The organism is Convivina praedatoris (genome assembly GCF_933208495.1).
GTDB classification, from domain to species: Bacteria; Bacillota; Bacilli; order Lactobacillales; family Lactobacillaceae; genus Convivina; species Convivina praedatoris.
The window spans coordinates 114,045-131,117 of record NZ_CAKOET010000001.1; the positions used below are offsets into that span (position 1 = coordinate 114,045).

General features: G+C 40.6%; 20 protein-coding genes and 1 tRNA gene. All 21 read left to right on the forward strand.

What is annotated here, in order from left to right; genetic code table 11:
• Window positions 1–34 precede the first annotated feature (34 nt).
• The 21 genes from mutM (at window position 35) to udk (ending at window position 17,063) form a co-directional block, all read left to right on the forward strand.
• Window positions 35–865 (forward strand): DNA-formamidopyrimidine glycosylase, encoded by an 831-nt coding sequence (mutM, locus tag M4974_RS00575; RefSeq protein WP_248705672.1) that lies wholly within the window; start codon window positions 35–37, stop codon window positions 863–865.
• Between the two features lie 21 nt (window positions 866–886).
• The gene (locus M4974_RS00580; protein ID WP_248705671.1) at window positions 887–1,597 is read left to right on the forward strand and encodes a DUF975 family protein; all 711 of its coding nucleotides are present in this window, start codon (window positions 887–889) and stop codon (window positions 1,595–1,597) included.
• The gene (coaE, locus tag M4974_RS00585; RefSeq protein ID WP_248705670.1) at window positions 1,594–2,190 is read left to right on the forward strand and encodes a dephospho-CoA kinase; all 597 of its coding nucleotides are present in this window, start codon (window positions 1,594–1,596) and stop codon (window positions 2,188–2,190) included. The genes M4974_RS00580 and coaE overlap by 4 nt, the downstream gene beginning before the upstream one ends.
• 2 nt (window positions 2,191–2,192) lie before the next feature.
• Window positions 2,193–3,506 carry a DnaD domain protein gene (locus tag M4974_RS00590; protein WP_248705669.1) on the forward strand — a complete coding sequence of 438 codons (1,314 nt, stop codon included), beginning with the start codon at window positions 2,193–2,195 and terminating at the stop codon, window positions 3,504–3,506.
• A gap of 8 nt (window positions 3,507–3,514) precedes the next feature.
• A complete protein-coding gene (gene dnaI / locus M4974_RS00595; RefSeq protein WP_248705668.1) occupies window positions 3,515–4,453 on the forward strand; it encodes a primosomal protein DnaI in 939 nt (312 codons plus the stop codon).
• Window positions 4,454–4,457: 4 nt separating this feature from the next.
• Window positions 4,458–5,540 (forward strand): YibE/F family protein, encoded by a 1,083-nt coding sequence (locus M4974_RS00600; protein ID WP_248705667.1) that lies wholly within the window; start codon window positions 4,458–4,460, stop codon window positions 5,538–5,540.
• Window positions 5,527–6,306 carry a YibE/F family protein gene (locus tag M4974_RS00605; protein ID WP_248705666.1) on the forward strand — a complete coding sequence of 260 codons (780 nt, stop codon included), beginning with the start codon at window positions 5,527–5,529 and terminating at the stop codon, window positions 6,304–6,306. The genes M4974_RS00600 and M4974_RS00605 overlap by 14 nt, the downstream gene beginning before the upstream one ends.
• Complete coding sequence (locus tag M4974_RS00610) at window positions 6,290–6,592, forward strand: hypothetical protein (RefSeq protein ID WP_248705665.1); 303 nt, start codon at window positions 6,290–6,292, stop codon at window positions 6,590–6,592. Before M4974_RS00605 ends, M4974_RS00610 begins: the two co-directional genes overlap by 17 nt.
• A 65-nt stretch (window positions 6,593–6,657) precedes the next feature.
• Window positions 6,658–6,728 (forward strand) — tRNA-Cys (locus M4974_RS00615).
• Window positions 6,729–6,852: 124 nt separating this feature from the next.
• Window positions 6,853–7,167, forward strand: a complete 315-nt coding sequence (locus M4974_RS00620) for a SemiSWEET family transporter (RefSeq protein ID WP_248705664.1) — start codon at window positions 6,853–6,855, stop codon at window positions 7,165–7,167.
• A 107-nt stretch (window positions 7,168–7,274) separates the two neighbouring features.
• Complete coding sequence (gene recG, locus M4974_RS00625; protein ID WP_248715706.1) at window positions 7,275–9,305, forward strand: ATP-dependent DNA helicase RecG; 2,031 nt, start codon at window positions 7,275–7,277, stop codon at window positions 9,303–9,305.
• Between the two features lie 23 nt (window positions 9,306–9,328).
• Window positions 9,329–10,357 carry a phosphate acyltransferase PlsX gene (plsX, locus tag M4974_RS00630; RefSeq protein WP_248705779.1) on the forward strand — a complete coding sequence of 343 codons (1,029 nt, stop codon included), beginning with the start codon at window positions 9,329–9,331 and terminating at the stop codon, window positions 10,355–10,357.
• A 60-nt stretch (window positions 10,358–10,417) separates the two neighbouring features.
• Complete coding sequence (locus M4974_RS00635; protein WP_248705662.1) at window positions 10,418–10,669, forward strand: acyl carrier protein; 252 nt, start codon at window positions 10,418–10,420, stop codon at window positions 10,667–10,669.
• A gap of 76 nt (window positions 10,670–10,745) precedes the next feature.
• Window positions 10,746–11,192 (forward strand): SprT family protein, encoded by a 447-nt coding sequence (locus M4974_RS00640; protein WP_248705661.1) that lies wholly within the window; start codon window positions 10,746–10,748, stop codon window positions 11,190–11,192.
• Window positions 11,193–11,208: 16 nt separating this feature from the next.
• On the forward strand, window positions 11,209–11,406 hold the full coding sequence (locus M4974_RS00645; RefSeq protein ID WP_248705660.1) for a hypothetical protein: 198 nt from the start codon (window positions 11,209–11,211) through the stop codon (window positions 11,404–11,406).
• A 105-nt stretch (window positions 11,407–11,511) separates the two neighbouring features.
• Window positions 11,512–12,525: a substrate-binding domain-containing protein gene (locus M4974_RS00650; protein WP_248705659.1), complete on the forward strand. Its 1,014-nt coding sequence runs from the start codon at window positions 11,512–11,514 to the stop codon at window positions 12,523–12,525.
• A 7-nt stretch (window positions 12,526–12,532) separates the two neighbouring features.
• Window positions 12,533–14,452, forward strand: a complete 1,920-nt coding sequence (locus M4974_RS00655) for an acyltransferase family protein (protein ID WP_407065371.1) — start codon at window positions 12,533–12,535, stop codon at window positions 14,450–14,452.
• A gap of 62 nt (window positions 14,453–14,514) precedes the next feature.
• Window positions 14,515–15,864 (forward strand): MFS transporter, encoded by a 1,350-nt coding sequence (locus tag M4974_RS00660; protein ID WP_248705657.1) that lies wholly within the window; start codon window positions 14,515–14,517, stop codon window positions 15,862–15,864.
• 80 nt (window positions 15,865–15,944) lie between these two features.
• A complete protein-coding gene (locus tag M4974_RS00665; protein WP_248705656.1) occupies window positions 15,945–16,136 on the forward strand; it encodes a hypothetical protein in 192 nt (63 codons plus the stop codon).
• Window positions 16,137–16,141: 5 nt separating this feature from the next.
• Window positions 16,142–16,276, forward strand: a complete 135-nt coding sequence (locus M4974_RS07860; RefSeq protein WP_256465504.1) for a hypothetical protein — start codon at window positions 16,142–16,144, stop codon at window positions 16,274–16,276.
• A 157-nt stretch (window positions 16,277–16,433) separates the two neighbouring features.
• Window positions 16,434–17,063 carry a uridine kinase gene (udk, locus tag M4974_RS00670; protein ID WP_248705655.1) on the forward strand — a complete coding sequence of 210 codons (630 nt, stop codon included), beginning with the start codon at window positions 16,434–16,436 and terminating at the stop codon, window positions 17,061–17,063.
• Window positions 17,064–17,073 lie beyond the last annotated feature (10 nt).

The window sequence follows — 17,073 nt, forward strand, 5'->3', positions numbered from 1 at the left end:
TAACATAATGATAAAAAGCTATTTAGGAGGTCATATGCCAGAGTTACCAGAAGTGGAGACGGTACGGGCCGGGTTGAGTGCTTTGGTCCAGGGCGCAACTATCCAAGGAGTTACGGTTCCCTATCCCAAAGTGATTACTGGGGATGTTGAACAATTTAAGGCTCAGGTGTTAGGGTGCACCTTTGAACGCTTTGATCGCCGTGGAAAATACCTATTATTCCGTCTGTCTAATCACCATACAATTGTTTCTCATTTGCGTATGGAAGGGCAGTATTCAGTTGAGCCCATTGAGGCTACACCGCACAAGCATACTGAAATTATTTTTAAGCTAACTGATGACCGCGCGCTAATGTATAACGATACTCGGCGGTTTGGTCGTTTGCAGCTAGTGGAAACCGGTCAGGAAGGCCAGGCAGTGGATGGGCTTGGTAAGCTAGGACCGGAGCCAACGGCAGCATACTTGAAGTTGGATTATATGGTTAAAATCTTCCAAAAATCACATCGAATGGTGAAGCCATTTTTGTTAGATCAAAGTAAAATTGCTGGACTAGGCAATATCTACACTGATGAGGTCTTGTGGCAGAGTAAGATTCATCCCGAAAGTTTAACCGATCATTTAAGCCAGGAACAAATCGCTGAATTGCGGACTAATATTATTGCTGAAATTAAACGAGCGATTGCCGAGCATGGCACCACGGTGCATAGCTTTAGTAATGTTTTCGGCAAAGTTGGTGAGTTTCAAAATAAACTAGAAGCCTATGGTCGGGTTGGCGAACCTTGTCATCGTTGTGGTACGCCAATGATTAAATTTAAAGTTGCTCAAAGAGGCACTACAATTTGCCCAGTATGTCAGATAAAACAATAATTGATACACAGAAAGGAACGCATGACAGAAGAACAAATCAGTATTCGTCGCGTTAAATTAACTGCTCGTAAGCAGTTGAGCGATAATTTTTTCACCGTCTTTAAAATCAATATTTTTATGATTATTCAAATGATGATAAATGTTTGGGCCATTATTCTGGGCACTATTTTAGCGTTTTATTTAAGTACTCATTCTAGTCAGACTTTGGTGAATAATGTGCAGCCCAATTACCTGACAATGATCCTTCAGCACAGTTTGATTTTGTTAGTTTCTTGGTCGACGCTGTGGACGATTGTTGATCAATTCCAACATCCTAAAGAACCGGTTAAATTTAAGCGGGTGTTTCAAATTATTACCAATGGCTCTTTTTGGACGACTTTCTTATTAGCCCTAGTACAAAATATTTTGATTTGGTTTTGGACGCTTTGTTTTATCATTCCGGGTGTAGTCAAGTATTTTGCCTATTCGCAAACTTATTACGCCTATAAAATGGACCTATTGTTTAAGCGGCGACAGCAATCGCTAACGGATTATATTACGATTAGTCGGCGGGTGATGGATGGTAACAAATTGCAACTCTTTAAGCTAGAAGTGAGTTTTCTTGGTTGGCATTTACTGGGTCTACTAAGTGGTGGTTTGGCCTATATTTACGTTGCGCCTTACTTAAATGCTAGTCGGGTCGTTTTTTCCAGTCAGGTATTTAATCGGGCAATGGGGAGGCTCAAAGGATGAAAGTTATCGGATTAACGGGGGGCATTGCCTCTGGTAAAAGTAGTGTCAGTGCCTTGTTCAAACAAAATGGCTTACCTATTGTAGATGCGGATCGAGTGGCTCGTGAAGTGGTTGAACCTGGGACAACTACGCTGGAAAAAATGAAATTGGCCTTTGGCCCGCATATCATTGACAATGGTGTTTTAAATCGCGCTGCACTTGGGAAAGTTGTTTTTAGTGACCGGACAGCTTTGAATCAATTAAATGAAATTATCCAACCTGTCATTGCCAGCGCCATTGAGGATAAGCTGGCTTTTTGGCGCTTACAAAATGTGCCGATAGTGATTGTAGATGTGCCCTTACTGTTTGAGCGGGGATATGACCAAAAAGATTTCTTCGATAAAATCGTGGTTGTGACCATTGATCCTAAACAGCAACTTCAACGGTTGATGGAACGTGACCATTTGGACGAAATTCAGGCCCGTCAACGGATGGCCAGTCAATTAGACTTAAATCAAAAAGTTCAAAGGGCCGATTATGTCATTAATAACAATGGCGATAGTGAGCATCTACAAGAGCAAGTTTTAGCACTAATCAAGCAAATTAAGGAGTAAATATGGCGGAATCGGCTTTGACAATTGAATTTCATGTGCAGGCGGGTGTTTTTTTGCAAGCAAACCAAGAAATCAGCACAGCCGATTTAAACCGCACCTTTGATCTTTACTTACCATTTCTTGGCCCCAGTGGTTTTAGTTTGTACCAACTGCTCATTAATGAATTAAATGATCGCAAAAACACACTATCGGGGCAGGATCATAATTTCATTTTGGACAGTCTCAATGTAAATTTGATTAATTTTGTTAAATTACGCCGGCGTCTGGAAGCAGTTGGTCTACTAAAGACTAGTTACTATCAGGATGCTTTGGGGGAAGCCTATACTTATCAGCTACGGCCTGCCCTAGCAGCCAGTGATTTTTTTAATGAAAAATTACTAGCGGGATTGTTATTTAAGTTTGTGGGAGAAGAGCGCTTTGTAACCCTCCAAAAACGATACGGTAGGATTGGCATTGCTGAAGTAAAGGGCACTAATATTTCAGCGAATTTCTTACAGGTATTTAGTCGTGAGGAAGAAACTGTTTTACCTGAAAATCTTTTGGAAAAAAATATTTTTAAGCCAGTGGGCAAGCAGGGTGGTTTTGATTTTGATAATTTAGCTCTGCTTATTCGGGGGATGAGCAAGGAACGCCTGACTCAGCATCGTGAATTTATTTTAGCTCAGCACGCTCTATACGGTCTAAATGAAAGCCAGCTAGCCCGAGTAATTAATGCCAACATTAGTTTGGATTATCATGATTTAAATGAGCAGGGGGTTATGGCCTTTCTATTGGAAAATTTCGCCAATCATTCGGTCAATGCAACTGATGTGACGGCTCCAATCCAGGCAGCTCAAACCAATTCAAAACCAGTAACATCAACGCTGGCTAGTTTGTATCAAGCCGCTGAGCAACTCTCACCAGTGCAGTTTATTGCCCAGATTAAAAGTAATAACGGTGGTTTTGTAAGTCGAGGGGAAGAGCGGATATTACGAGATTTAATCAACCAAAAGATTCTAAGTCGTGCGGTGATTAATATTTTGATTTATCAAGTTTTGGTGGGCATGGACAATGCTTCTTTGAACCGTAATTTGGTTGATACCATTGCTAATTCCTGGGCCAAAGCCAAACTGGAAACTCCTCAACAAGCTGTAGACTTCATCAAACAACGGCAGGAAAAGGCAACCCAGACTAAGGAAAAGCAGAGCTATCGTCCGGCTAAAAAAGTCGAACCAACCATGGTTAAAAATAGTGCCAATCCAAGAACAACTTCTCAAACAACGGCTGATGTAACAGCGGCCTTGGCAGATTTGAAACAACTGAAAACTAAGAATTGAGGTTTCAATTGAAAAACTTAGCAGATGTATTAACTGAATTTAAGCAAAAGCATCCCTTACCAGGAGATACAATGGTGGCTGATGTTATTCAAAAAATTAGTCAGGATCAAGATTTACGTGATTTTTGGCAGGTCCATCAAAATGAAATGAAGGCCGATGCTTTTGAAGTTAAAATGATGGATTTATTTGAATATATCCAGCAAAAAAATGCTCAAGCCCAAGGTCTACCGAGTTTATATCCGGGTTATCAGGCTCAATTAGCAATCGAAAAGGGTTACCCGCAGGTGGTCTATCAGCCTAGCGAGCAGATGCAAAAAAAGCTCAATCAAAAGGCTAAACTGCGAACCTATCAAGTTCCTAAAGCGATTGCTCAAGCCGATTTGGCTCAAATTGCCGAAGAAAGTGCTCAGGATGGCGACCGAACACCGGCATTAACAGCTACGATTCAGGTGTTGAAAAAATTAGTAGCTGGTGAGGCTCATTACGTTCCCGGCCTATATTTAGCAGGTGATTTTGGCGTTGGTAAGACCTATTTGATGGGTGCTTTGGCCAATGCTCTGGCAGCCAATCAGATTGGTGTTCTAATGTTACATTTTCCATCTTTTATTAATAATCTGAAGGCCACTTTTAATAAGCCCAATCAAAGTTTAGAAGACTTAATGGTTCAGGCCAAGACCGTGCCGGTTTTAATTTTAGATGATATTGGTGCCGATACGTTGACGGCGTGGAGTCGTGATGATATTTTGGGTGTTATTTTGGAATATCGGATGCAAAATGAGTTAACGACTTGTTTTACCTCTAATTTTAACTTGGAAAGTTTAGAACAATATCTAGCTCAAACTCGTGATGGTCAGGAACCAGTCAAGGCAGCGCGTTTGATGCAGCGGATTAAATATTTAGCACGTCCCGTAACGATGGCCGGCAGAAATCGCCGATTAGAGTCTTGAAATTATGAAGAAAATATCAAAATGGCTAATTTTAGGATTGCTATTAATACTAACTTGGGTACTAGTCGAGCATGATAGTTTCCTTTACCAGCAGCCCGTGGGCCTAGTGACTGCTACTAAGACGCTTAGTAGCAGTGATGTAACCGATGAGCATGGGAATGTTGACGATGTGCATATCCAGCAAGTTCAAATCAAATTTTTAAATCGTTCTGGGCAAATCAAGTTGGAGAATCAATATACTGATTCCCAGTCACTTAGTGAGCATTATCAAGTTGGTAATCAGGTTCTCTTAACCAAGCGTTCTGGATCCTGGCAGGTGGTCAGTCTTAAACGTGATAGCCTTTTAGCAGTCCTACTGGTGCTGTTAATTTACCTCTTGGTTGTCTATTTGCGGCCGGCGCGGGCTAGTTGGCTTTTACTAAGCATGCTGGTCAACATTATCATTTTTATTACGGCTCTATATTTAGATGTTCATATTAAAAATATTAATGTCGTGGCTTTATTTACCATCACGGCGGCTTTGTTGGCTGGAATCAGTTTGTTGATGGTACTGGGGAAAAATCGACAGGCTCTCATCACCTGGCTGGCTACCATTTTATCGACCAGTCTAGCATTGGGCATTATGATGCTCGTCTTAAACTTAACCCATCATGAAGGGGTCCATTTCGAAACTATGTCTTATGTGACCCAAGTACCGGCGGCGGTCTTTTATGCCCAGGCCGTTATTGGTGTATTGGGAGCAGTGATGGATGAATCTTCGGATATTGTGGCCGGTTTATTTGGGCTTAGACGTGAATCTGATCAACATCGTTTTCATGATTATTGGCAAGGTGGTCTATCAGTCGGCCGTGAAATTTTAGGAACTCTGATTAATGTTCTCTTTATGATTTTTATTGCCGAAACGATTCCGATGGTTATTCTTATGTTACGAAATAACAATAACTGGTCTTATATTTTAGATCAAATTATGAATCTGGGAATTTTGCAAAGTGTTGTTTCAGCCATCGGAATTGTTCTAGCAGTCCCGATTACCAGTTTAATAACGGCACAATTACTGACACGGGGGCAAAAGTATGAACGCCATTAGTGTTTTAGCAATAATTTTATTTTTTCTATTAATTTTGATTGCTGGTCGGCAAGGTTTGAAGTCATTTATTGGCCTGGTCTTAAATTTTTTGGTGATTTTTCTGTTGATTATTTTAATTAATTGGCAGTTTAATCCCTATCTTGTGACCGCCATTTTAGCCGTGGTTATTTTAGCCATTGCTATTTATTTGAGTTCAGATCGCATCACAGTGATGAATATTTCCTTTAAAACTAGTTTGATGGTCGTGGCCTGTCTCATGATGTTAGCCATTGTAGTCCAACATTTTGGTCAATTACAGGGCTTTGCTGTGGAAAATTCGGATGAATTGGAAGGTTTATCCCTAAATGTTGGGATTGCCTTTGGTCATTTGGCCATGATTGTCATGGTCATTTCAGTTTTAGGCGCTGTGGCTGAAGCAGCCATGGCCATAACCGCCGATTTATTTGAGGTGATTGAGCGTTCCCCCCAGATTACGGTCCAAGGGCTCCAAGCTCAGGCCCATACGATTGGGCAACAGATTTTAGGCACGGCGATTAATACCTTGTTTTTTGGCATGCTGGGTGCCAATTTACCCTTGCTAATTTGGTTTTTGCGTCTTCGCTACTCTCCGGCTCTATTGGTTAATGCTAAATTACTATTAATGGAAATTATGACCATGCTACTGGGAATGTTAGGCATTTTATTAAGTATTTGGTTGGCCAGTTGGTTGGTGGTACACACCTTTAAAAATAAGGGAAGGAGTTTAATTGATGAAACAGACCTTTGACTTAATTGAAGAAATTACGCGGCTCGATGGTAGTATTTACTATCAGCTAGCGAATGTTAGTGAAAATAGCCGGGCCGAGTATGCTGCTGACCATGGCTTTATTAAAATGGTTCGTATTTTGAAAATGAATATTCCCCGGTCTAAACATGTTGAAAACATTGAACATTATATCAATGAACATTATCCGCAGCGGCCTCTAGAATATGATGGCTGGGAAGAGTGGGATTTACCAGATGATATCGCTACTGAAATGAAAATGATTTTATTGGATAATAAACTCGGATAGTTCAGCTTGTAATTTTCGTGATTTTTTTCTATAATTAAATATTGTGTTAACGACAAGTTGACTATGGTGGTATAGCCAAGTGGTAAGGCAGTGGTCTGCAAAACCGTGATCGCCGGTTCGACTCCGGTTACCACCTCTTAGAACAGTGGAGTTTAGACTTTACTGTTTTTTATTTTCATAAAGCAATTGATTTTTCTAATTGTGTTATAATATACCTCGTATCGTGATTTATATAATGCAGAGAGGAGATTTGATTTTACATGCGTGTTGATAATTATGTTCCAGCTGATCAAAAGAAGCCTGTTGATGAAGGTCGAATTAAAGCGTTAAAAACGTTAAGTAAATTAGCGACCTTAACTTGTATTTTGATGTATGTTTCTTATATTCCACAAATTATTTCGAATTTTAGCGGTAATCCGGTTAATCCGTTACAGCCAGCTGTGGCAATGATTAACGCCATCTTATGGACGGGTTATGGTTGGTATAAAACCTATCGTGATTGGCCAATTATTATCGCCAATGTCCCTGGAGTAATTTTTGGTTTAGTAACCTTAATCACTGTTTATATTCATTAATGTGTAGGCATCCATTTGGGTGCCTTTTATTTAATTTTCTGGAAAATTAATGTTAAAATGGGAAAGATTTTTAACCAGAAAATCCTGACAAGGGGGACCAAATTGGGATGGCAAATTACCAAGACCCAGTGGAGACCCTGCCGGGGGTAGGACCCAAACGGGCAGAGGCCTTGCATGCTTTAAATATTTTTACAATTGAGGATTTAGTTACCTACTATCCTTATCGTTATGAAGATTTAGCAATCCGATTGCCCCAAGAAACCATGGATGGTGATAAAGTTACCTTTAAAGGAATTGTTAGTACCCCAGCCGTGATGCGCCGGTTTGGAAAACGCTCGCAAACTTATTTTGGATTGATGGTTGATCAGGCTAATATTCGGGTTAACTTTTTTAATCAACCGTGGTTGGCTAAAAATATTGTCGTTGACCAAGAATTAGCTGTTTATGGCACCTACAATGCCACTAAGGCGTCGTTGACGGGAATTAAATTGGTGACGGCTAGTAGTGACGAGTTAGCTGCGATTTATCCCGCCAGCAAGGAAATTAACGCCAAGACAATTCAAAATTTAATCGAGTTAGCTTGGAGCCAGGTTCGAGGAACCTTGCCATCCTTGGTACCCGCATCAATTCGGACTAAATATCGCCTTTTAGACCGTAATCAGCAGGTAGAGTGGATGCAATTTCCATTAGATACTTATCACGCCAAACAAGCCCGTCGCAGTGCGGCATTTGAAGAGTTTTATATTTTTCAAATGCGACTTCAGCTATTAAAATTAAGTGATCAAAGCTTTGCCGGTCAAGAAATTCAAGTCGATGTTCAGCGCTGGCAAACATTTAAAAGTCAGCTTCCTTTTAAGCTAACAGACGCTCAAGAACGGGTTGTTGGTGAGATTTTACATGATCAGCAACGACCTTTGCACATGAATCGTTTACTGCAAGGGGATGTCGGTTCGGGTAAGACGGTGGTGGCCGCCTTAGCCATGTACGCCGTGGTGACAGCAGGGCTACAGGCTACCTTAATGGCTCCAACAGAAATTTTGGCCCAACAACATGCCCAGGGTTTGGCTAAATTATTTGACCAAGCGGGAGTGGATTTACGGGTTGAATTGTTAACAGCAGGCTTAAAAGTCAGTCAGCGCCGTCAAATTTTAGCTGATTTAGAAGCGGGTGATATTGATATTTTAATAGGGACGCACGCCTTGCTCCAGCCAGATGTTCATTTTCATCATCTTGGTCTAGTTGTCATTGATGAGCAACATCGTTTTGGTGTTAATCAACGTTCCAAGCTGCGAGAAGGTGGGGTTAATCCAGATGTGTTAGCCATGACGGCGACCCCTATTCCTAGAACTCTATCCATCACGGCCTATGGTGAAATGGATATTTCCATTATTGATCAATTACCGGCCGGTCGAAAACCGATTGAGACCCGTTGGTTGAACCATGGTCAGCTAGATCTGGCCTTAGCCTTTATGGCTGAGCAACTAGCCCAGGGCGCGCAAGCCTATGTAGTCGCCCCGCTGATTGAAGAATCAGAAGTCTTAGACGTTCAAAATGCCCAAGCCGTAGCCAGTCAATTGACTGAGTCCTTTCCAAAATATCAGGTTGGATTGCTGCATGGACGTTTATCCAATGCTGAAAAACAAACCTTAATGGCTGATTTTAAAGCCAATCAGGTTCAAATCTTAGTTGCCACCACGGTGGTCGAAGTTGGGGTTGATGTCGCGAATGCTAGTTTCATGTTAATATTAGATGCTGATCGCTTTGGCCTGGCTCAATTACACCAACTCCGAGGTCGGGTTGGTCGGGGAGAGCGTCAATCTTATGCCTTTTTGATTGCCGATCCTAAGACTGATTATGGTCGCGCGCGTTTGGAAGCGATGGTTGCGACTAATGATGGTTTTAAGCTGGCCGAAGAGGATTTAAAACTGCGAGGACCAGGTGATATTCTAGGGACAAAACAGTCGGGTGTACCTGAGTTTCGGGTTGGCGATCCGGTCAAGGATTTAATCATGTTGACCATTGCTCAACAAGAGGCCATAGCTACCGTGGAAGAGCCAACTTGGGATAACCAACCAGAAAATCAAGCATTAGTAGAGTATCTATCACAGTCAATGGCTCAGTACCGCCATTTTGATTAATAATAATTGAGGAAATATACATGATTACAATTGCCGTAGATGCGATGGGTGGCGATTACGCCCCTGGTGAAATTGTTAAAGGGGTCGAAGCTGCCCGTGACCGCTATTTAGATTTGTCATTTCAACTATATGGTTTGGCCGATCAAGTACCGGCACTAATTCAAAATTCAGAACGAATTGAATTTATTCCGGTTAGTGAAGTGATTGCGATGGGCGATGAACCAGTTAAGGCTATGCGTCAAAAGAAGGATTCTTCCATGGTTCAAGCGGCCCAAGCAGTTCACGATGGCCGGGCCGATGCTCTCTTTAGTGCTGGTAATACTGGGGCTTTGCTGTCTTGTGCAATTTTTATTGTTGGTCGAATCAAGGGTGTTGATCGACCAGCTTTGGCCACGGCCTTGCCTTCTTTTGGTACTCAGCACGACCAATTTGTTTTTATGGATCTAGGGGCAAATGCTGAAAATAAACCCAATCATTTATACCAATATGGTATTTTAGGTAGTTTTTATGCTTCTGACGTCCTAGGTTATGAAAATCCAAGAGTTGGTTTGCTTAATAACGGCGCCGAAGAGGATAAAGGAGACGAGTTACACAAAGAGGCCCATCAATTGATGTTGCATACTCAGGCCTTTAATTTTGTCGGTAATGTTGAAGCCCGTGAACTCCTTGATGGTTCAGCTGATGTGGTCGTTGCCGATGGCTTTTCTGGTAATACAGCATTGAAAGCGATAGAAGGAACTGCCTTGACGATGTTACAGCAACTTAAAAAGGCTATTTTAGGTGCTGGTTGGCGTGGAAAATTGGGTGGTCTTTTGTTAAAGCCGGCCTTTAAATCAATGGCTCAGCAGTTAGACTTTAATGAGCAGGGTGGGGCGGTCGTGCTAGGAGTCAAGGCTCCAGTCGTTAAAACCCATGGTTCAGCTAAGGCAACTGCAGTTGCTAATACGATGGGGCAGATTAAAACCATGATTGATCAAGACCTAGTGGCCGATACAGCGGCCTTTATTGTTGAAAATCATGAAGCCCTAAAGGTTAAAAAGTCGGCAAATTAAGCTTGCCTTGCCTTAAAATTGTGTTATTATATTAGGGTTATAACATTAGAGGAGATAAAGATGGCATTAGAAAAAGAGGCAATCTATAACAAATTGGCCGATGAAGTTTCTGAACGTTTTGACGTTCCACGTGATAAGGTTGAGCCTAATCTTAATTTAATCACCGATGTTAATGCCGATTCAATTGACTTCGTAGAGTTAGTTTTGGAAGTTGAGGACATGTTTAATGTCGAAATTTCCGACGATGATGTTGAGAAGTTAGATACCTTACAAAAAACGGTTGATTATATTTACGATCACCAAGAAGATTAATTAAGGTCAATAAAATAATTAAAAACGTTTTAGCCTTGAAGCCGAAGCGTTTTTTTAATGGCTGAGGATAGTAAAAATGGATGAAAAGCAGTTACAAGACTACGTTAAACAAGTGTCACTGCAATATTTTAAGCGTCCCTTTGTGCATCAAGCCTACTTTAATCGACGTTTAAAAACGACCGGTGGTCGTTACCGGTTAGCTGACCATAATTTAGAATTTAATCCGAAAATGGGTGATTTACCAGAATTTTTGGGGATTGTTAAGCATGAATTAGTTCACTATCATCTTCACCTAAACCATCAAGGCTATCGTCATGGGGATAGCGATTTTAAAGAACTTTTAACTCGAGTCAAGGGTTCACGTTATGCCCCTGATATTGGTCTAAGACAGTGCCGCCCAAAAGTTTTAACCTATTGCTGTGAGCAAGGACATTTGATTAAGCGACAGCGCCGAATTAATACTAACCGTTATGTTTGTGGTCGTTGTGGTCAACCGTTACAGTTAATAACAGTAAAAAAATGAAATCATGAGGAAAGGCGTGCCAATTAAATTACAACAAATTATTTTAATTGTTTTAGGGCTGGTCTTACCTGTCGGCTTATTTTGGTTGAGTGATCATCAGGGCTGGCCAATTTGGTGGAAAATTTTAGCCATGATTGTGATTGTGATTTTAGTTAATCTTGGTTTTGCTGTGATTGCTTACCAAAAACATTGTCAAAAAGATCAATCTAAATAAAATTTTTAATTTTTGGAAAATTATTGTAAGCGTTTGCAGTAACTACCTTTTATGCTTATAATATTAGACGAAGAAACACTTTTGAAAGTAGTGGGGGATAGGAATGTGGTAAAAAAACAAAATGCAACTATTTACGACGTTGCCAATCGAGTTGGCGTTTCCTTAGCCACAGTCTCACGAGTTGTTAATGGCAATAAAAATGTACGTGATTCAACTAAAGAAAAGGTCTTAAAGGCTATTGACGAGTTGGGATACCAGCCCAATGCAGTTGCTCGTGGTTTGGCTTCTAAAAAGTCGACGACTATTGGGATTGTTATGCCCGATGTGACCAACTTGTACTATGCTGAATTAACCCGGGGAATCAACGATGTGGCCAATATGTATCACTATGATGTTTTGCTGACTAATACTGATGATGATCCGGTTCGCGATGTTTTAGCGATCAATAGTTTAGAAAGTAAACAGGTTGATGGCATTATTTTCATGGGAAATGAATTGGACCAGGGGGTCATGAAAACCATCGATGCGCTAAATATTCCAGTTGTCCTAGCTGGCTGTGTTGATGCGCAAAAAAAGCTACCAAGTGTTAATATTGACTATATTAATGCCTTTTATGAAATAACCGCTAGTTTGTTGCGACATGGACATGAAAATGTTGCCTTGGTAATGGGCAGTTTGGACGAAGCAATTAATCGAGATTATCGTTTAGCTGGTTATACTAAGGCTTTAAATGAAGTTGGTCGTCAAATTGATGAAAAATTCCTATTTACTACCGGGCGTGACTATCAAAAGACCTTAGAACTAGCACCGAAAGTTGTTGCTAGTGGGGCAACAGCGATGATTGTTTATGATGATGTTGTCGCAGTTGCGCTCTTAAATTATTTACACGATCATCATTTTGATATACCAGGTCAGATGGAGCTAGTGACCTCTAATGATACCAACTATAGTATTATTTCTCGTCCGCAGTTAACGTCCATTGCTCAGCCTAAGTATGATATTGGGGCCGTAGCGATGCGGATGTTAACTAAATTAATGAATAATGAAGACCTGAAAGAACAAGCCGTCAAGTTACCACATGCGATTGTTCAACGTCAAACGACACATGAATTGAGTTAGTTCAAGCTTGATACCTCTGGTCAGTCAAGTAGTTAGGAGGTTATCTATCAATTCACAAAATATTGAAAAAAGTGACGCAGTTAGCCGGCCCAATCATCGCTATATAACTGGCCTAGATGGCCTAAGAGCACTGGCGGTGATTGGGGTTATTACTTTTCACTTACTACCAAATTGGGTCAGTGGTGGTTGGTTAGGCGTGCCACTCTTTTTTATTATCTCAGGCTATTTAATTACGACCTTATTAATTCAGGAGTATGAGCATTCAGGTAATATTGGCTTCTTGCCTTTTTGGGGTCGACGTTTACGACGATTATATCCGCCTTTAGTGGTGATGTTACTGCTGACGGTGTTTTTAATTTTATTATTAGCCCCTCAGCAACTATATAATTTACGCTATATTGTTTTTTCAAATTTACTGTACCTCTATAACTTTTGGGCGATGGGCCATGGTGGTTCTTACTTTGATCAAATCAATGGCGCCTCGCCCTTTACGCACCTATGGTCACTATCGATTGAAGCTCAATTTTATTTGTTGTGGCCGGGGATTGTTTGGTTACTGTTAAAAAGTCGTTTGAAAAAAATTGTGATTAGTGCTTTCTTGGTGGTAGGGGCCAGTATAAGTGCGTTGTTGATGGGCCTTTTTTATAGTGGTGCTAACCTTAACCGCGTCTATTATGGAACTGATACCCGAATTTTTGCAATTTTACTAGGCGCAGCCTTAGCCTTTGTTTGGCCAGCCTATCGCTTAACAACTCGTTTAGACCGGGAGATGCGCTTTTACATCAATGTCATTGGTTTAGTAGCAGCTGTAGATACCATCCTAGCCTTTTTGGTAATTAATGGACAGGCACCCTTTGTCTATAAAGGTGGGATGTTTGCCTTAACCTTAATCATGACAATCTTTTTAGCTATCGTGGTTCATCCGGTTTCACTCTTGAATCATCTTTTAAATCAGTCTTGGTTGAATTACATTGGTAAACGTTCTTATAGTATTTATCTGTATCAACTACCAGTTTTTGTTTTTTATCCTAAACTAGTGGGTAATTTTCATTTTTCAATTTGGCAGGCTCTAATTGAAGTTGCTCTGGTCTTAGCTATTAGCGAAGTTTCCTATCGTTATGTGGAAACACTCTTCCGACATCCTAAGCAAAGAAAACAGGCTTGGCAGTGGTTTAAGCGGCGTAAATTACTTTTGTATCCGACCGCAATGGTAGCTGCTTTGTTCCTGATAACCATTGCTGGTGGCTTAGTACGGCCCGAAGCGGGGATGGCTGCACCTAAAAGTGACTTACAAAAACGTTTAGAAAAGGCGCAAAAGGATCTAGCTCAACAAAAAAGTCATACGAATCAAAAACAGCATGATGAGGCTGCAGATACTGCCTTAACACCGGAACAAAGTAAATTAACTCAAGATTATCAGATTACAACTGACCAGTATCGCTATTTTAGTCAATTAGCCATTACGGTTGTTGGTGATTCAGTTATGTTAGATGTTGCTCCTAACCTACAAGAACTAAATGACCACTTAAGTATTGATGCACAGGTTGGTCGTCAGGCTGACGATGCTATTCCTGCCCTAATTAATCAGATTAAAACTGGTCATTGTGCCGATACAATTTTAATTGGTCTGGGTACGAACGGGAATATTCGCGCTAGTGATATTGACGCTTTAGTGGCAGCCGCCGGTAAACAACGTCAAATTTATTGGGTTAATAACTACGTGGTTACTAAACCTTGGCAAGATAGTAATAATCGTGAGCTGGATGAAGCTAAGCAAAATAATCGTAATTTTCATGTGATTGATTGGTACTCCTTAGTTAAAAATCATCCAGAATGGTTGGCTAGTGATGGTGTTCATCCTGAAGCTACTGGAAATCACCATTATGCTCGTTTAGTTGTTCAATCAATTTGCAAGGACAGCCGTTAGATGGTTGTTTTTTTTTAATTTTAATTTAAAATGAAAAGTAGAATGATTCTAAAGGAGAAGCTATGTTTAAATCTTTGCGTCAGTTAACGCTGTTTTCATTGGTGCTATTGTTCATTGCCTTTGTTATGTCAATTAGTCAATCAACCATGACGACGGCCTATCCAATTTTAATGCACAGTTTCAATGTCAGTGCCAGCACAGTCCAATGGCTAACGACGGGCTTTATGGTAACTATGACCTTAGTGATGCCGCTAAGTCCTTGGTTACTAGATAATATTCCTCTTCGTTATTTATTAAATGGGATTGTGATTGTCTTTTTAATTGGGACAGCTTGGGCGATTGTGACCCCTAATTTTACAGGTATTATCATTGGTCGTTTGCTGGAAGGAATTGCAGTGGGGGCCTTATTTCCAACTTTTCAGTCTGTTATTTTAGAAAGTACACCTAAAGATCGGCGGGGGCCTTCCATGGGTGTCGTTGGTTTGGTTATGGGATCAGCCTTAGCAGTTGGGCCAATTGTGTCGGGTATTATCTTACAGTGGGGATCTTGGCGCCAATTATTTGGTTTTTTCTTTATTGTTTTGATTGTGCTAGTGCTCTTAATTCAAAAGCAAATTAAAAATGTGCATACCCTTAAGCCTTACCGATTTGACTGGTTATCTGCTGTCATGCTATTAGGATTTGGTGGGATTTTGTATAGTATTTCAGTAATTCCAACTCAGGGAATTAACGCCCAATGGTGGCTTATGATGGTGATCAGTACCATTATTTTAGGAATTTTTGTTGCCCGTCAACTTAAATTAACGACACCATTCTTGAATTTGTCGGTTTTTCATTATCATGGTTATTTACCAGCCATGATTCTGACCGGTTTATCTTATTCTGGTTTAATTACTGCCACGGTTTTGATGCCCCTTTTTTATCAAAAGGTGTTCCATTTTAATCCCTTAGCATCTGGACTACTAATGGTACCAGCCGCTATTTTCTTGAGCTTGTTAAATCCTAAGGCCGGATATCTGTTACAAAAGATTGGTTTGAAGCGCTTAGTTCGGATTGGAACTTCGATGATGGTTTTGGGTTACGGCCTCTTAGCCCTAATGGGGCAAGCTAACTTCTGGGTTGGTTTAGTGGCTGCCATGTTACTAGAAGGTGGTAACGCCTTTATCATGATGCCAGCGGTTACAGCGGCTAATAATGCTTTACCAGAAGATTTAGTTGCTCACGGGACAGCAATTTTAACGACTTTACGGCAGGTTATCGGTGCCGGTAGCGTGGTGGTAGCATCAATTTTGATTACTTCCTTTAATCAGAACGTTTCATACGGAACCGCCTTGAGTCAAACCAGTGCTTGGTTTATCTTTGTGCCAGTGTTGGGGCTGCTATTATCAACGCAAATTAAAACTGAAAAATAAGTGTTTTTGAGTTTTAGTCAACTTTTTTATTTTGATGAAATTGTGCTAAGATTGTCCTTATAGAAAACGGGAGGATTGAGATGACTACATTAAGAGATGGTTCCAAAGAGAATCGAGAATCCTTTGAACGTGAAGATGACAAGCTAGCTAAGAAAAAGGTAGCACAACAACACGAACATACGGAAAGTACTGACGTTCTCCACGCTGAAAAAAAGGATGCTCGTTACGAAAAAGAAGCATTTGAACAAGAAAAGAAAGACATTGAGGGTTAATCACGATGGAGAAAAAACACGAATTTGAAGCAGCTGATGCCCGTGAAGTAGAAGATGTTAAGCGTAAAACTGAGCGTTTGGATAAGCAATCAGAATTTGTTGAATCTTCTCATGAACAACGTGAAAAGGCTGATCAGTAAGCTTAAGTATACTGTAGCTAGAGCAACTAGATTCCTAGTTGCTTTTCTTTTGGTCTTTTTAATAAAAATAGTAGCAATTTTCATTACTTTTGCTAAAATAAAAAAAGTGTAAATTTTTTGCTCGGCCTAACGACGGTTATTATTTGAGGAGGAAGTCGTGACAAATAAGCCATTAATAATTGGTATTACCGGGGGATCTGGTTCCGGAAAGACAACGGTTAGTCGGGCCCTTTTGACCCGTTTAGCGACTCATCATCCTGTTTTATTGCAGCAAGATTCTTACTACCGCGATCAATCGGACAAACCTATGGCCGAGAGAATTAAGACGAACTATGATCATCCAGATTCATTGGAAAATGATCTCTTTGTTGCCGATTTGGAACGCTTGCTGCGCAATCAAGCTATTGATGTGCCAGTTTATGATTATGAGCAGCATACCCGTTCAAATCAGACTGTGCATGTTCAGCCAACTGGCGTAATCATTGTGGATGGTGTTTTGTTATTTAACGATGTCAATATTCGTAATCTATTAGATTTAAAGGTTTATGTTGATACCGATGATGATATTCGTTTTATTCGCCGTTTACAACGGGATACCCATGAACGCGGTCGAACGGTTGAAGGCGTGATTGAACAATATTTAGCCACGGTGAAGCCCATGCATAATCAATTTGTTGAGCCAACTAAGCGCTATGCTGACATCATCGTGCCCGAAGGTGGTCAGAACTTCATTGCCATTGATATGCTGGTCAACCAAGCCTTGGCAATTGTTAATAGTAATCAGTAAAAAAAGCCCG

Excerpts from the sequence above, each read along its gene's own strand:
- mutM (WP_248705672.1), top strand. The coding sequence starts at position 35 with ATGCCAGAGTTACCAGAAGTGGAGACGGTACGGGCCGGGTTGAGTGCT.
- M4974_RS00580 (WP_248705671.1), top strand. The coding sequence starts at position 887 with ATGACAGAAGAACAAATCAGTATTCGTCGCGTTAAATTAACTGCTCGT.
- coaE (WP_248705670.1), top strand. The coding sequence starts at position 1,594 with ATGAAAGTTATCGGATTAACGGGGGGCATTGCCTCTGGTAAAAGTAGT.
- M4974_RS00590 (WP_248705669.1), top strand. The coding sequence starts at position 2,193 with ATGGCGGAATCGGCTTTGACAATTGAATTTCATGTGCAGGCGGGTGTT.
- M4974_RS00600 (WP_248705667.1), top strand. The coding sequence starts at position 4,458 with ATGAAGAAAATATCAAAATGGCTAATTTTAGGATTGCTATTAATACTA.
- M4974_RS00605 (WP_248705666.1), top strand. The coding sequence starts at position 5,527 with ATGAACGCCATTAGTGTTTTAGCAATAATTTTATTTTTTCTATTAATT.
- M4974_RS00610 (WP_248705665.1), top strand. The coding sequence starts at position 6,290 with ATGAAACAGACCTTTGACTTAATTGAAGAAATTACGCGGCTCGATGGT.
- M4974_RS00620 (WP_248705664.1), top strand. The coding sequence starts at position 6,853 with ATGCGTGTTGATAATTATGTTCCAGCTGATCAAAAGAAGCCTGTTGAT.
- recG (WP_248715706.1), top strand. The coding sequence starts at position 7,275 with ATGGCAAATTACCAAGACCCAGTGGAGACCCTGCCGGGGGTAGGACCC.
- M4974_RS00635 (WP_248705662.1), top strand. The coding sequence starts at position 10,418 with ATGGCATTAGAAAAAGAGGCAATCTATAACAAATTGGCCGATGAAGTT.
- M4974_RS00640 (WP_248705661.1), top strand. The coding sequence starts at position 10,746 with ATGGATGAAAAGCAGTTACAAGACTACGTTAAACAAGTGTCACTGCAA.
- M4974_RS00660 (WP_248705657.1), top strand. The coding sequence starts at position 14,515 with ATGTTTAAATCTTTGCGTCAGTTAACGCTGTTTTCATTGGTGCTATTG.
- M4974_RS00665 (WP_248705656.1), top strand. The coding sequence starts at position 15,945 with ATGACTACATTAAGAGATGGTTCCAAAGAGAATCGAGAATCCTTTGAA.
- M4974_RS07860 (WP_256465504.1), top strand. The coding sequence starts at position 16,142 with ATGGAGAAAAAACACGAATTTGAAGCAGCTGATGCCCGTGAAGTAGAA.